At 65.7% G+C, this 14,216-nt stretch carries 16 protein-coding genes and 1 riboswitch; of the genes, 3 read left to right on the top strand and 13 right to left on the bottom strand.

Going from position 1 to position 14,216, the window contains the following annotated elements:
- Positions 1–4: 4 nt before the first annotated feature.
- From BraRD5C2_RS06115 to BraRD5C2_RS06090, 6 genes are all read right to left on the bottom strand, one after another.
- Positions 5–781, bottom strand: a complete 777-nt coding sequence (locus BraRD5C2_RS06115) for a hypothetical protein (RefSeq protein WP_223967411.1) — start codon at positions 779–781, stop codon at positions 5–7.
- Positions 782–932: 151 nt separating this feature from the next.
- Positions 933–1,304, bottom strand: a complete 372-nt coding sequence (locus BraRD5C2_RS06110; RefSeq protein WP_223967410.1) for a hypothetical protein — start codon at positions 1,302–1,304, stop codon at positions 933–935.
- A 172-nt stretch (positions 1,305–1,476) separates the two neighbouring features.
- Positions 1,477–1,770 carry a hypothetical protein gene (locus BraRD5C2_RS06105; protein ID WP_223967409.1) on the bottom strand — a complete coding sequence of 98 codons (294 nt, stop codon included), beginning with the start codon at positions 1,768–1,770 and terminating at the stop codon, positions 1,477–1,479.
- A gap of 201 nt (positions 1,771–1,971) precedes the next feature.
- Positions 1,972–2,394 (bottom strand): zinc-ribbon domain containing protein, encoded by a 423-nt coding sequence (locus tag BraRD5C2_RS06100; protein ID WP_223967408.1) that lies wholly within the window; start codon positions 2,392–2,394, stop codon positions 1,972–1,974.
- A 151-nt stretch (positions 2,395–2,545) separates the two neighbouring features.
- A complete protein-coding gene (locus tag BraRD5C2_RS06095; RefSeq protein WP_223967407.1) occupies positions 2,546–2,998 on the bottom strand; it encodes a MaoC/PaaZ C-terminal domain-containing protein in 453 nt (150 codons plus the stop codon).
- A 144-nt stretch (positions 2,999–3,142) separates the two neighbouring features.
- Positions 3,143–4,006, bottom strand: coding sequence for a bifunctional 5,10-methylenetetrahydrofolate dehydrogenase/5,10-methenyltetrahydrofolate cyclohydrolase (locus tag BraRD5C2_RS06090; protein ID WP_223967406.1), 864 nt, complete (start codon positions 4,004–4,006; stop codon positions 3,143–3,145).
- A 15-nt stretch (positions 4,007–4,021) separates the two neighbouring features.
- Positions 4,022–4,101: riboswitch (ZMP/ZTP riboswitch) on the bottom strand.
- Between the two features lie 215 nt (positions 4,102–4,316).
- Between BraRD5C2_RS06090 and BraRD5C2_RS06085 the strand changes: the two genes are divergently transcribed.
- Positions 4,317–4,730 (top strand): hypothetical protein, encoded by a 414-nt coding sequence (locus BraRD5C2_RS06085; protein ID WP_223967405.1) that lies wholly within the window; start codon positions 4,317–4,319, stop codon positions 4,728–4,730.
- 121 nt (positions 4,731–4,851) lie between these two features.
- Here the strand turns inward: BraRD5C2_RS06085 and BraRD5C2_RS06080 are convergent, their stop codons facing one another.
- Together BraRD5C2_RS06080 and BraRD5C2_RS06075 are read right to left on the bottom strand one after the other, a co-directional pair.
- Positions 4,852–5,370, bottom strand: coding sequence for a hypothetical protein (locus tag BraRD5C2_RS06080; protein WP_223967404.1), 519 nt, complete (start codon positions 5,368–5,370; stop codon positions 4,852–4,854).
- Between the two features lie 217 nt (positions 5,371–5,587).
- A complete protein-coding gene (locus tag BraRD5C2_RS06075; RefSeq protein ID WP_223967403.1) occupies positions 5,588–6,226 on the bottom strand; it encodes a hypothetical protein in 639 nt (212 codons plus the stop codon).
- Positions 6,227–6,490: 264 nt separating this feature from the next.
- Here BraRD5C2_RS06075 and BraRD5C2_RS06070 point away from each other — a divergent pair, with 264 nt between their 5' ends.
- Positions 6,491–6,874 carry a VOC family protein gene (locus BraRD5C2_RS06070; protein ID WP_223967660.1) on the top strand — a complete coding sequence of 128 codons (384 nt, stop codon included), beginning with the start codon at positions 6,491–6,493 and terminating at the stop codon, positions 6,872–6,874.
- Between the two features lie 15 nt (positions 6,875–6,889).
- Here the strand turns inward: BraRD5C2_RS06070 and BraRD5C2_RS06065 are convergent, their stop codons facing one another.
- The gene (locus tag BraRD5C2_RS06065) at positions 6,890–7,321 is read right to left on the bottom strand and encodes a hypothetical protein (protein WP_374707963.1); all 432 of its coding nucleotides are present in this window, start codon (positions 7,319–7,321) and stop codon (positions 6,890–6,892) included.
- A 238-nt stretch (positions 7,322–7,559) separates the two neighbouring features.
- Between BraRD5C2_RS06065 and BraRD5C2_RS06060 the strand changes: the two genes are divergently transcribed.
- Positions 7,560–7,910, top strand: coding sequence for a GrlR family regulatory protein (locus BraRD5C2_RS06060; protein ID WP_092114933.1), 351 nt, complete (start codon positions 7,560–7,562; stop codon positions 7,908–7,910).
- Between the two features lie 159 nt (positions 7,911–8,069).
- On the opposite strand, the gene BraRD5C2_RS06055 is transcribed toward BraRD5C2_RS06060, so the two are convergent.
- The 4 genes from BraRD5C2_RS06055 to BraRD5C2_RS06040 all read right to left on the bottom strand — a co-directional run bounded on the left by BraRD5C2_RS06055 (position 8,070) and on the right by BraRD5C2_RS06040 (position 14,215).
- Positions 8,070–9,155, bottom strand: coding sequence for an SMP-30/gluconolactonase/LRE family protein (locus tag BraRD5C2_RS06055; protein WP_223967402.1), 1,086 nt, complete (start codon positions 9,153–9,155; stop codon positions 8,070–8,072).
- A gap of 290 nt (positions 9,156–9,445) precedes the next feature.
- A complete protein-coding gene (locus BraRD5C2_RS06050; protein ID WP_223967401.1) occupies positions 9,446–12,127 on the bottom strand; it encodes a PAS domain S-box protein in 2,682 nt (893 codons plus the stop codon).
- A gap of 146 nt (positions 12,128–12,273) precedes the next feature.
- Complete coding sequence (locus BraRD5C2_RS06045; RefSeq protein WP_223967400.1) at positions 12,274–13,245, bottom strand: Bug family tripartite tricarboxylate transporter substrate binding protein; 972 nt, start codon at positions 13,243–13,245, stop codon at positions 12,274–12,276.
- An 88-nt stretch (positions 13,246–13,333) separates the two neighbouring features.
- Entirely contained in the window at positions 13,334–14,215 is an 882-nt protein-coding gene (locus BraRD5C2_RS06040; RefSeq protein WP_223967658.1) for a DMT family transporter, read from the bottom strand.
- Between the last annotated feature and the right edge of the window lies 1 nt (position 14,216).

Below are 14,216 nucleotides of genomic sequence, written 5' to 3'. Positions count from 1 at the left end.
CAGCTCAGGCTTGCCGCCGCTTCATTGCGCCGATGCCGAGGAACGATCCGTTGACGGACGGATACTGGCTGATGAATTCGAACGTATCGAAGCCAGGTGCCTCGAACTCCTTCAGCGCCTTCCAGAGCAACGTCGTATCCGGACAGGCCTGCGAGTGGATGTCATGATGCACGATGATGCTGGCGTGAGAGCGCACCAGCAGGTGATCCTGCAGCGCACCGCGCAGGCTGTGATCGCCGTCGATGAAAACGAAGTCGGGCCTCAGCCGATCGACATGGACGGCGACCAGCGGTGAGGTCGAAAAGTCCTGTATGTAGACCGGCTCGATGGACGCCTGCTCCTGCAGCAGATCGAAATAGGTCGAGATGAAGGGCGTCGGCGCGATCGGATCGAGTGCGATCACGGTCTTGAGGTCAGCGCCGCTGTGCCTCAGCCACTCCGTAACCAGGATGAACATGCCGCCCCAGCGGCAGCCGATTTCCATGTAGGAGGAAATGCCGGACGCGTTGCGCGCAAGCCAGGCCAGATACGGCGCGAGCTGGCTCGGATACTGCCAGAGGTGGAGGCCCCTGCCGAAATACGGCGCAAGCTCCGGCGGCTGCTCACGCAGAAGCTCATCGTTGAGACCAAGCGCAGGGATGAATTCCCTTTCGAGGAATTCCACGTCCAGCCGCTGAGCCGAGGTCAATGCCGCGATGGTGCCGATCACCTCACGAACGAACGGCGCAAGATCGGCGAAACGCTGGTACCGGTCGGCTGGAGCAAACTGAGCGTTGAGCATCGGCGCAATCACACGGACGGCTGGAGGGACACGCGGAGACTCCGGTCGTCGCGCCTCCGATGATTGAACGGATGGGACATCCGTCTCGGGCGCAGAATCTTGCAGCCGGCCCCAAATAGTCCGGCTGGCACGAACCGTTGCTGCGCTGCCCTCACCCGCTCGGGATCTTCCGGCGCACGGCCTCCACGCCGGCATCGGTGACGCGATATTTCCGCCCCATCTCCGGCAGGATCCAGCCCTTCTCGATCATTCCGGCAATGGTGCTGGGGCCGACGCCCGCGGGAAACGGCCGGCGATGTCGGATCGCGTCGATCGCGACCCTTTCGAGATGGGTGGCGACATGCGAGGGGCGCGCGCGAAACGCCTTGGCCATAATGAGGACCGACAGCACCTCGGCGCGGCGGCGCACGGCCGATGCGCTGCGGGTCAGTTCGTTGCTGATCTCGAGAGCGTTCTTGCCGGCCCTGGCGAGTTCTCTGAGCTTCTCGTCCTCGTCAGAGCTCCAGCGCCGCACGATCCCCATCTGGCCCTCACCGCCTGGATACCCATCTCGAACCGATGCATACGCAGGCGGCGCTGATTTGCCATGTGACTTTCGACACCTCTTGATGTGACGTTGGAGACTGTCGCCATCAAGAAGGCCGATTGCGGTGCCGCTCGATGCGGCACTCAGAGCATGATCCGATTGAATCGCGTTAGTGCTTGCTGGGTTCAATCGTGACGAGCACGCCGGTCGGTTCGGGCTCGTGCGGCCGCAGCGACGTCAGCTCCGGATCGCTCCACTCGGCAAGGCTAACCACCTCACCGGTCTGCCCCGACATGTCGGAGCTCTGGGCGGGTTCGAGGACCTTGAGCCCCGTGGTGTCGACGAAGAATGTGTGCTCGCCGAACACGCTGTTCAGCTGCGCCACCGCCGGATGATCATCCGGAAGCACCTGCGCGTTCAGTTGCGTCATGGTCTGCTTGACTTGCGTGGAATTGAGCTTCATCCGCTGTTCCTTCTTTGTTGGTTCCGGCCTTGGATGTTTCCCTGGCTGGTTCCTCCCCGCCCGCACCCCTCGCCGGAGGCTTCGAAGTCTCGAACCGATCAGGCCACGAAACGTTCCGCACGCGCGACGCATTGACCGCGTGCGCGCGGGTTCCAGATCCATCGCTGTGTGTAAGTGGCCGACGCGAGGCGCAACGGCTCGCTACGTGGCAGAAGGCTTCTTCCTCGCGAGCCCTTCCAGATGCACGCGGCGGGCGGCGGATTTGCGTGCGCGCGCCCTGGTGCGGCAGGCCCGGCAGCGCACGGCCTTGGTGAACACGTCGCCCTTGGCAGTCTCGTACCACCATTTCTGCTGCAACGGCGTCCAGACCTCGGCAACGCCGCAATCCTTGCAGACGAACGGCTCGGGCCGATAGGTTCCGCGTTCGACGAAATCAGGAATCGAATAGCTGTTCGTGGGTGCGAGCTGGCTCGTGACCACCGGAACCTCGTCGCGCGCCAGCGCGATCTTGTAGTCGCGCATGCGCAGCCGTTCGGCGGCGCGTTGAGCCAGCGTGCGACGCCATTCCTCAGCCTTGTGCTGCTTGGCTTCGATCTCGCCGCGCGTCTGCTTGCTGCGCTTCACGCCCACACCATCCGTCTTGCAACCGTATCGACGAATTTGCCGCCCGGCGGTCCGGCCATATCAGGACGACGTCATTGATACGCCCAGTTCGGGGCAGGCTTGCCATGGTAGCCGCAGCATTGCCGGGCGGCCAGATCGATCCTGGCAGAGGTTATGTCCGCTGCTGCTCCGCCGGCCGCATGTGGATCAGCGCATCGAGAACCAGGACAAGGACGGGGCGCTGCTCGTCGTTGACGAGCTCGGTCTTGAAGATCACGACGGCGTCGCGCCGCTCCGGTCTGATGGTGATCTTCTGGATCCGGGATTGCCCGGTGAGCGTGGCGCCCGGGCGGACAGGGCTCGGCAAACGGATCTCGAAGCTCCGCCCGACGATGCCCGCCACCTTGGTCCAGATCGCCTCCACGACGAGCCGTTGATAGATCGCGATGGTGTTGAAGCCGCTTGCGATCAGGCCGCCGAACGGGCCCGCCGCAGCCGCGACGGGATCGGTATGGATCGGCACCGGATCATATTTGCCGGCGAACTCCATAATCTCGGCTTCGCCGATGGTGTAGGTGCCGAGCTGGAATGTCTGGCCCTCGGTGAGATCTTCCGCATACAGCATCGCCCGCCTCCGTGTGTCGCGCGACGATAGACCAATGCTGCGGGCGTTCCATTACCTCTGGGGTCATGAACTTCGCGCACGGGACATCCAGGCACGAGACGCGCGCGGAGCCCGCCGCTCGCGCCTCGCAGCAGGCATCCCCCGCTATTGCAGCCGGGCCGCCCGCGCCTTGGCGGCCTTCACGGTGTTCTCCATCAGGCAGGCGATCGTCATTGGGCCGACGCCGCGCGGCACCGGCGTGATCGCGCCGGCGACCTGCACCGCCTCGTCAAAGAAGACGTCGCCGCAGACCGCGTAGCCGCCCTCCGGCTTCTCGACGCGCGTGGTGCCGACGTCGATGACGATGGCCTGCGGCTTGATCCAGTCGCCGCGCACGAGGCCCGCCTTCCCCACCGCGCTGACCAGGATGTCGGCCTGGCGGCAGATCTTGCTGATGCCACGGGTGTGGATGTGGGTCTGCGTCACGGTCGCCTGCTCCTGCAGCAGCAGCGCGGCCATCGGCTTGCCGACGATATTGGAGCTGCCGATCACCACGGCATGAGCGCCGGTGAGATCCGGCCGGATCGACTTGATCAGCCTGAGGCAGCCGAGCGGCGTACACGGCACCAAGGCATCGTCGCCGTGGAACAGCCGGCCTGCGTTCAGCGCATGCAGGCCGTCGACATCCTTGGCGGGATCGACCGCCGCCATCACGCGCAAGGCGTCGATATGCGCCGGCAGCGGCAGCTGGATCAGGATGCCGTCGATATCGTCACGCGCGTTGAGCGCATCGATCCTGGCCAGCAGATCGGCCTCGCTGGCGTCATCCGGCAGGCGTTCGACCTCGCCGCGCAGGCCAAGCCGCCCGGCCATTCTGACCTTGCTCTGCACGTAGATCTGGCTCGCCGGGTCATCGCCCACCAGCACGACCGTAAGCCCGGGCGCGCGGGGCAGCCGGTCCAGTTCGCTCGCAACCTTGTCGATGACAATTTGGGCATGTGCATGCCCGTCAAGAATGTTCGCCGTCATGGCACCTCCGTTTCGAAGCGGTGCCCAGGCGCGCGGCGTTCAGTCTCTGCGCTCCCCGATGGTGGTCCATCCGAGCGCCAGTCGCGCAGATGGCGCCGTCATAGCCGCCCGGCCCGGCAAACGCAAATCACGCTCCCTTGCGGTCGAACCGGCGACGAATTGCCCCTGCTTTGCCGGTGGATCGGTGCCGGGCAGGCCCCTCCGGGGGTAGGATTCGGGCAGAACTTGCGATAAGCCTCGGCGCTTGCCGGGCTTTTCCGATCCCCGGCGCCATCCTTCCGGTCATCACGCCACTTCGGATATTTTCATCATGAGACATATCATCCTCGCGCTGGCGCTCGTCTGCCCGGCTGCCGCGCTTGCCCAAGGCACCGCTCCAGCCACCACGCCACCCCCCGCCGCCGACAAGCCGGCGGCGGCCCCGCAGCCGATGGTCGGCGACAAGCCGCTGGTCCAGGTCGGCAAGAAATCGGCAGCCAAGAAGGGCGAAAAGGCTGCACCGGGCAAGCCGCAATCGGTCGCGCAGAAGCTCCAGGCCTGCCAGGACATCGACGACGCCACCAAGGAGCGGCTGATGTGCTACGACGAGATCTTCAAGCCGCAGCCCAAGCCAAAGGCCGCCCCTGCCAAGGGCGTTGCCGATTGTCGGTTCGTCAAGGAAGAGGACGAGCGGCTGACCTGCTACAACGGCTTCGCCGACAAGATTCCGCGCCTGCCGCGCTAACCGGTTCCGGCCACCCGGCCGCCTACCCGCAACCGGTTACCCGCCTGATCTCGCGGACATGAAAATGCCGCCGCAAGTGTTTGCGGCGGCGTATCGATTGCCGGTTGCGGCGTGTCCTTGTCTACCAGGTGCCGAAGCCGCCGAAGAAGCCCATCCGCGGCTGCTGCTGCGCGACACGATAAGGCTGATACATGCCGGGCTGGGCCAGCCGCATCGGCTGCAGGGAATGCGTATGGCTGCGCGCAATCTTGTGCTTCTTCGGCGCCTGCACCGGCTGCTCGGCCGGCTTCGCCTCGGCCACCACGGTGCCTTTCTGTGCGTCAGCCTTCTCCGGCGGAATGAACTGGGCGAACGTGTTGCGGACGCGGGCCTGCGCCGATGCGTCGCTGGCAGCCGGCGGGGCCGCTGCGGCAACCGCGTTCACCTGCGACGGAACGAGGGTCGGCAGGTTGGTGTCGTACACCACCCGCTCCGGCAGTTTCTGGGTCGACTTGATGCGTACCATGGTCTTGCTGTCGACGCCGGGCGACGACAGGCCCTGGCTGGCGACCACGGCCTCCTGCGGTACAAAGGCATTGACGACGAAGAGCAGCGCAAGCAGCACGCCACCAACGAACAGGAAATAACGCGCCACAGGCATTTTAGGTGCTCCCCCCGCGCTACGGGCGCGGTTCAACTCGACGCGACGACACCAGCCATCGCGCAACGAGTTCATCGTCTGCGCATGATCACCCGGACAGACGCCATCCTGCGCTTCCGGGTCGTTCTCTAACGGTCGGCTTATTAGTTAGTTCCTGCCTGGCCGTTACGGTTCACCCGGCAAGTCAATTCCCGGTCACTTTTTCGGGATGCAGGGACTAAGCCCGACTGGCGGTCACGACGGTGCATTTCGCCTTGTTTGCGTTAACGTTTACGAACCCGATCAGCATTCGCGGATAGGTCTTGCGGCTCTTCATAGCGATGGTGTCCGGGATCAGCCGCTTGCGTTCCGTCACGGGGCTGCCGTCGCTGCGGATGAAGGCGCAGGCGATCTGGATATCCTTTACCGCGAAATCATTGGCATTACGCAGCGTCAGGGTGACCAGCATCTTCGAACCCAGCCCGCCGCGCCGCCAGGATTGCGAAGCGATCCGCAGCCGGTCCAGCGGCGATCTTTCGGTTCCGGGCTCGGACGCTTTGGCCGCCTCGGCTGGCTGCGCGGCGGTGGCCATGCCGACCGTGGCCGGTTCACCTGCCGGTGCGGCCGGCGCATCCCTAGCGGCTTGATTTGTGATTTGGGCAGGCTGCGCACCGGTCGATGCATCCTGCGCGGAGCGGATGACGGCGGAAGACGCCGGCCTGACATCCTGCTCTCCGGCATCGCTCGGCTCAGGGAGCATGAACCAAGCCGCAATCCCGGCAACCGCGATCGCCGACAGCAGCAGGCTGACGCAAAGGCCGCCCTCACCGAGACGTCCGGCGGTAAGCCTTCGAAACGACGCCAAGCCGATCCGCATCGTCGTGCCCTCACCCTCGACGCCCGATCGAGCCGCCCAGCACAGAAGCCGCAGGCATCTCAGCACGCGGCATCCGGGACGGCCGCAGGTCGAGCGGCCACGCGAGACCAATCACCGACGGCCGGAATGGTTTCATTCCGGGACGACAATCTTGCGGCTGGCATCACGGAGGGATGGTATCCCAAAGGGCCGCTCGCTAGATTTGCGCCGCCCGAGAGCGAGTGCCGCGCACGCAAGCGGCACAAGAACAACGAGGAGATCGCAATGCCTGTCGTCACCTGGGACCACGTCCATCTGCGCAGTCCCGATCCCGAGGCAACCGCGACCTGGCTGCGCGACATTCTCGGCGGCGAGATCATCCGCGGCCCCGGCCGCATCGACGTCCAGCTAGGCGGCGCCAAGGTGTTCATCGCGGAGGTGACGCAAGGCGACGGCGTCAACGCCCCGCCGGTGACGCCGTATCAGGGACTCGATCATTTCGGGCTGACCGTGAAGGACATCGACGCGGTTGCGGCCGAGATCAAGGCCAAGGGCGTCGAGTTCACCAAGGAGCCGACCACGATCCGCCCCGGCGTGCGGATCTGCTTCATCCGCGGCCCGCAAGGCATCTCGATCGAACTGCTCGAGCGCGACGAGAAATACGCGTGAGCGACGACCGCTCCGCTACGTCATGCTGCCGGGCATGAAGCAGCGGATCGTCACGCCCATGTAGCTCTTGATCGGCCAGACCATGGCGCGGCCGACCCGGTTGGGCTCGGTGACCACAGCCTCGTCGGGAACATCGACCCAGGCTCCGTCGAGACGCACGCGGTAGTGCCCGTCCTTCGATTCCCAATCGACGTCGCTGACCGCGCTGCCGTCGGCATCCGAGCAGCATGGCCCCTTGCCGCTGCGCAGACCGTCGAACCATTCCTTGAGCGGCGAATTGGCGTAGCGGCCATCGGGATCGCGCGCCCGCGCGATTTGCACGGCGGCCGCCAGCACCAGCATCATCAGTCCGAGAAACACCATCACACGGCCCGCACGACGGGCCCAAGTTCCATTGGCATTGCGAGGGCGCGCCAAACGGCCACCCGATTCAATCCAGTCTGACATGTGTTCGCTCCAGCACTCACCGGCCAGTGCAACCAGAGCTATGCATTTCGCGGGCCAGTTCGATTCGCGCGCACGGTCCGCTGTCATCGCGCCGTCACACCGCCTGGCAGGAACCGAGGGTTCACGGCCACTCCGGACCCCCCCGGAATCAACCTGCCGCATTGCACGAGGTTGCTCGCTTTGGCATAAAAAACCAATCCGGATTGCTGCGGGCGCGGCAGCCGGTAAATGGGACATTATGAAGAACGGGCTGTACTCAATCCACGTCACCCTGCTGGACGGACGCGTCGGCAAGGGCAGCGGAGTGATTCTCTTCCGCGACGGGCAAATTCTCGGCGGCGATGCCTATCTGTATTACACCGGCAGCTACACGGTGAAGGGTGATGCGTTCAAGGGCGAGGTCCTCGTGCAACGCCACACCACGCCGCGCGAGACCGACAACCCGCTGTTCGGCGGGCCGGCGCCGGTCGGCATCGGCGTCTCCGGCACCTTCACCGACACCCGCGGCACCATGAGTGGAACCGCGCTGGTCGGCAAGGCGAGCCTGATCTTCGGCGCGACGCTGCACAAGCTCGCGGATATCAACTAGGGATCGAAACCATGGTCTTAGTCCCGTCATCCTGAGGAGCCGCAAAGCGGCGTCTCGAAGGATGCACGGCCCCGCTAGCGGCCGTCGATCCTTCGAGACGCGCGCAAGAGCGCGCTCCTCAGGATGACGGGTCGGAGAGGTCGGGGCGCAGTAGATGCCTCACGTCGCGCCGTGCGTCTCGACATAGAGTGCGTAGATCGAATGGCATGACGCCATGTACAAGCGGTTGTTCTTGAGTCCACCGAAGGTCAGATTCTCGCAGCGCTCCGGCAGGCGGATGAAACCGAGCGGCTTGCCCTGCGGGCTGAACACCATGACGCCGTCGAGATCCTCAGGTTTGCCCTTGAGCTGATAGATCTTGCGGCCGCCCGTCTCGACAGGCTCCGATTGCAGCGCGCCGTTGCTGCCCCAGCCGCACCACAGGTTGCCGTCGCGGTCGACGCGGAAGCCGTCGAGCGATCCCTGATCGGCGGCGTCGATCAGTTTGGTCTTGTTGCCGACGGTGCCATCGGCGTTGACGTCGTAGCTCCAGATGCTGCGGTTCGGCGTGCCCTTCCACTCGACGACGTAGAGCTTCTTCTCGTCCGGCGAGAAGGCGAGCCCGTTAGGATTGACCAGACCGGTGATGACGGCGGTCAACTTTCCGTCGGTGCCGATCCGGAACACGTTGGTGTTGTCCTGCTCGCGCTTGGCCATGAAGCCCTCCCACTCGCCGGCGATGCCGAACACCGGATCGGAGAACCAGATCGTGTCGTCGGACTTCACCACGATGTCGTTCGGCGCATTGAGGCGCTTGCCCTCGAAACTATCGGCCAGCACGGTGATCTTGCCGTTCTTCTCGGTGCGCGTGATCCGCCGCGTCACCGAGTGCTCGCAGGTGACGAGCCGCCCCTGGCGGTCGCGGGTGTTGCCGTTGGCGAAATTGGCGGGGCTGCGGAAGACGCTGAGGCTGCCATCCTTCTCGCTGTACTTCATGATGCGGTTGTTGGGGATGTCGCTGAACAGCAGGTAGCCGCCTTCGGGGAAATAGGCCGGCCCTTCCGCCCAACGCATGCCGGTGGCGACCTGCTCCAGCGTGCTGCTATAGAGCCGGTACTTGGCAAAGGCCGGATCGAGGATCTCGACGGCCGGATCCGGATAGCGCTGATTGGGCTTGAACGGGAACGACTGCGCCATGGCGCGGTTGGCCGCCGCGCTCGCCACGCCCGCGCCGATGCCGGCCATCAGATTGCGCCGTGAAATCATGTTGTCCTCCCTGCCCGTACCGTCCGTTGATCGCCGGGTCGGCTGAGCGAGCCGTAGGAGCGTTGTCGCTGACGGTCCAATGCCGTTCGGGCATCGATCGATGCCGATCGAATATTGATGGCCTTCTCGCGCACTCGAAAATCCAACCCGTCACCCTGAGGAGGCCGCAACGCGGCCGTCTCGAAGGGGCGACGGCCATCAGCGGGGCCGTTCACCCCTCGAGGCTCGTTCCGCTCGCGCCTCAGGATGGCGGGGTCAGAGCACGAGACGGACAGGCAATCGCGCGCGCCCTACTCCGCGGCCTGCTCCAGCGGTGCGACGCGCGGCAGGATCATCTGGATGCGGGTGCCGTTGCCGGGCGCGGACTCGAGCGAGAGCCGGCCGCCGAGGCGGTTGGTGATGATGCTGTAGACGATGTGCAGGCCGAGCCCGGTGCCGCCCTGGTCGCGCCGCGTCGTGAAGAACGGATCGAAGGCGCGGCGGCGCACGTCGAGGCTCATGCCGCAGCCATTGTCGGCGAAGATCACCTCGACATTGTCGCCGCCGGAGGCGTGGACCTGGATCTCGACCTCGCCGGCGTTGCCGTCCGGGAACGCATGCGCGACCGCGTTGAGGAATAGATTGGTCAGCACCTGGCCATACGGTCCGGGATAGGAATTCATGATCAAGTTCGGCTCGCAATCGACGTTGAGCGTCAGATTGTGCTTGCGCAGACCGGGCCGCAGACTCATCACCACCTGCTCTGTGAGATCGCCGAGATCGAAGGTGCGCTGGTCCGAATAGTTGCGGTCGGCGGCAACCTGCTTGAACGACTGGATCAGCTCGGCGGCGCGGTTCAGATTGGCGACGAGCTGCGAGGAGGCATCCCGCGCCGTGTTCAGGAAGTCGTTGAGGCTCGAGCGGCGCAAGTCGCCGCGCTCGACCTGGGTCGCGAAGTTCGCGGTCTTGCGCTCCAGCGCGGACGCCACCGTGAGGCTGATGCCGACGGGATTGTTGACCTCATGGGCGACGCCGGCCACGAGGCGGCCGAGCGCGGCGAGTTTCTCGGCCTCGATCAGCGAATTCTGGGTTTCGCGCAGATTGCGCAGCGCAGCCTCGGCGGAATCCCTCGCCTTGCGCATCTCCTGTTCGGACCGCTTGCGCTCGCCGATGTCGAGCGCGACCGTGACGATGTTCTCGATGTCGCCCTGCGCGTCGAGGATCGGCAGCTTGTTGACGAGCCATTGCCGCATGTTGCCGGCTGCGTCCTTGTACTCCTCTTCATAGAAGCCAAGCTCGCGGCGCGCCGACAGCACGCGCTTGTCGTTCTCGTCGGTCTTGGCCGCACCATAGCGCGACATCAACTCGGCGGTGGTCTGACCGATCGCGTCCTGCGGCTCGATGCCGAAGATGCCCGCCATATAGCGGTTCATCAGCACGTAGCGCAGGTCGCGTTCCTTGACGTTGATGACGGCGGGCACCGTGTCGATGACCATCTGCAACAGCCGGCGGCCTTCGGCGATGGCATCCTCGGCGCGCTTCTGGTCGGTGATGTCGCGCACCGTGCCCTCGTAGCGGATCACCTCGCCCTCGTCGTTGCGCACGACGGTCGCGGAATCGGACAGCCACAGCGCGGTGCCGTCGCGCGAGCGCACCTGATACTCGTAGTCACGGACTGTGCCGTCGCGCTGCATCAGCTGCTGGTATTGCTGGCGCGCCGCCGCATCGACATAGACGGTGGAGGCGATGTCGCCGATGCCGTTGATCAGGTCCTGCGGCGTGGCATAGCCCATCATCCGCGCCAGCGCCGGATTGGCGTTGAGCAGCGCGCCGCCCGGCGTCGTGACGTAGATGCCGTCGACCGATGCCTCGAACAGCTTGTGATAGCTCTCCTCGGCGAGCCGCTGCTCGGCGAGCGCGCGCAGTGCGGCCTCGCGCGCGCTGTCGGCGTCGACCAGGGTCTGGCGGAACACTTCGGCGGCGCGCGCAATGTCGCCGATCTCGTTGTCGAGGTCGGCGCCCGGAATGAACGCGCTCTTCTCGCCGCCCGCGACCTTGCGGATCGACCCGGCGATCCTGGCGAGCGGGCGAACGGTGCGGCGAACCACCAGCACCGAGGCGAACAGGCCGATCAGCACCCCTGCCGTGCCGAGCACGATGCTCTGCCATTTTGCCTCAGCCAGCGTGCGCGCGAAATCGCGCGACAGCACATGGCCGCGGCGCGAGCTGAGCTCGCGCAACAGCTCGGTGACCTTCTGGATCAGGCGGCCTTCGGCGCCGAGCACCTCGCGGTCGATGTCGGCGATCTGGCCCTCGCGCACCGAAATCGCGCTGATCGCCTCGGCATAATTGTCGACCGTGCTGCGCAGGGTGGGGTCGGCAATGGTCATCGCCCGCATGCTTTGCGCGGCCTGCTCGGCCGCTGACGTGTTGTGCGCCAGGAGCGCGGTGGCAATGCGGCTCTGGGCCTGCGACAGCGCTTTGGCCAGCGCCGCATCATTGCTGACGGCGACCGCCTTGTCGAAGGCGTCGCGCAGTGGCGGCAGCCCGGCGACGATCTCCGCGCGGCGGCTGAGCAACGCCGAGATGCGCTCGATCCCGCTGCGATAGGTTGCCAGCCGCTGGGTGACGCCGTCGATCATGTCCTGCTGCTCGGGCGCCAGCTCGATCCGGGTCTTCTTCAGGATCTCGCTCAGCGACTGGGCTGCCTCTGCGACCTGGGCCGACTGGTTGCCGGGCTCGGTGACGAAGTCCCGCGCCGCCAGTCGCAGCTCGTTGGTGCGACGGTCGATGTCCTCGGCGATGTCGCCGACGCTTTGCAGCCGCTGCAGCTCGGCGAAGGTCGTGTCGATGTGCCGGATCGCGATCACGCTGGCCGTGGACGTGATGATGATCACAGCCAGCACCAGCAGGAAGCTGCCGAACGTGAGCTGGCCAATGGAGAGGGAGAACGCACGCGGCGCTTGCGAATTCGGCGGCAATTCAGCGGTCATGTCATCAAGGCCGGGGTCCAATGCGCCCCAATATACGGGAATTTACGGGCTTTGGGGAAACATGCTGAAGCCCGGGCCGGCCGGCGGTGTGACCTGTATCACCCGGGACCCGCCGGCGGCCGATTCCGGCAAAGGTTAACGTCGGCCTAGTCCGGCGGGATGCCGGCCTCCTTGACCACCCTGGCCCAGATCGCGACGTCGACCTTGATGATCTCGGCGAAGCGCTTGAGCGGCGCGCTCCTGGCGTCGCAGCCGGCCACGTCGAGCTTCTTGCGCACCTCGGCGGAGGCCAGCGCCGTTTCCAGCGCCGCGCTGATGCGTTCGACCACCGGCTGCGGGGTGCCTGCCGGCACCACGAAGCCGAACCACGGCGTCACCTGTGCCTCGGCAAAGCCCTGCTCGGCCATGGTCGGCACATCGGGGAAATACTTGGAGCGGCCGTCGCTGATCGACGCGATGATCCTGATGCTGCCGGATTGCACCTGGGCCAACGCCTGGTTCGCCGACAGGAAGCTCGAGGTGATCAGGCCGCTCGCGATATCAGGCACCATCTGCGGATAGCCGCGGTAGCCGATCGCGGTGACGTCGATCCCGGCCAACCGCTTGAACAGCTCGAAGCCGAGATGGCCGGTCGAGCCCTTGCCGGGATGGCTGTAGTTCAGCGTGCCCTGCTTGGCCTTGGCGAGCGCGACATAGTCGGCAACGGACTTCACCGGCAACGACGTCGGCACGATGAAGAAGTTCGGGGCGAGACAGATCTGCCCGACCGGCTCGAAATCCTTGACCGGATCCCAGCGCAGCTGGGTGTTCAGCGCCGGGCTTGCGGTGAAGAACGTCGTCACCAGCAGCCACGTATAGCCGTCGGGCGCGGACCGCGCGACCTCCTCGGCCGCAATCGAGCCGTTGGCGCCGGACTTGGCCTCGACGACGATGGTGCCCTTCCACTGCTCCTGCATGTCCTGCGCGACGATGCGCGCGAACACGTCGGCGACGCTGCCGGGCGCATAGGGAATGACGATGCGGATCGGCCGGTTCGGGAAATCCTGCGCGCGTCCCACGCCCGCCAGCGCCAGCAGCGCCAGGCAGGCACCGGCAATGAGGTTGATCCGCCGCAGCATCGTCCGGTTTCCCGCCTGTCATCTTGTTGCGGACAGGATGCAGGGATTGGCCGACGCCAGCAAGGCGCCGGTTTCGGGAGACGAAACTTCAGGCCGTTGTGACCCTTCGCGCAGGAATCGTCATCGCGGCGACGCCGATCACGACGCAGGCGAGCCCGAGCCATGCCGTCGGGCTCAGTCGCTCGCCCAGAAAAACGACGCTAAGCGCCACCCCGATCGGCACCCGCAGATAGGCCTGCGCGGTGGTGCCGACCGAGCCCAGGGTCTGGATCAGGCGGAAGTAGATCACGAAGGCGATCGCGGTCGAGAACACCGCAAGCGCCAGCAAGGCGGCGAGCGAGCTGGTCGATGGCGTCAGCGTCCAGGGCCGCTCGACAACGAGGCTGAGCGGAATCAGGACCGCGGCGCCCGCGATCAGCGAGCCCGCGGCCGGCGCCATCGGATCGAGCCCCTTGAAGCCGCGGCTGAAGATCGCGGCGCAGGCGTAGCAGATGGTGGCGGCGACGATCGCGACCTCGGCCACGATGCCCTCCCCGAGATCGCGGAACGCATCGACACCGACGATCAGGTAGATGCCGGCCATGCCGGCAATCACCCCGACCAGCTTGCGCGGGCTCGCCGCCTCATGGCGGGTGATCGCGGCCGTGAACAGGAAGGTGAAGATCGGCGAGGCCGAATTGAGAATGGTGGCAAGCCCGGCATCGACGAAGCGCTCGCCCCAGGCGATCAGCGTCCACGGGATCACGCTGTTGAGGCAGGCCTGGAAGATGAAGCGGCGCCAGGTCGCGCCGTCGGTCGGCATGGTCACGCCGCGCATCCGCATGATGACGAGCAGCAGGAGCCCCGCGATCGCAGTGCGCGCCGCGATCAGCGTGATCGGCGGGATGGTCGCGACGCCGAGCTTGATGAAGGTGTAGGAGCCGCCCCAGAGGGTGGCGAGCACCAGCAGCAGCGCCAGCTCGAAGCCCATG

Source organism: Bradyrhizobium sp. RD5-C2 (genome assembly GCF_019972155.1).
In the GTDB taxonomy this organism is placed as follows: domain Bacteria; phylum Pseudomonadota; class Alphaproteobacteria; order Rhizobiales; family Xanthobacteraceae; genus Bradyrhizobium.
Note: the sequence above shows the minus strand (reverse complement) of the source record. Positions and strands in the feature narration are given on the sequence as shown.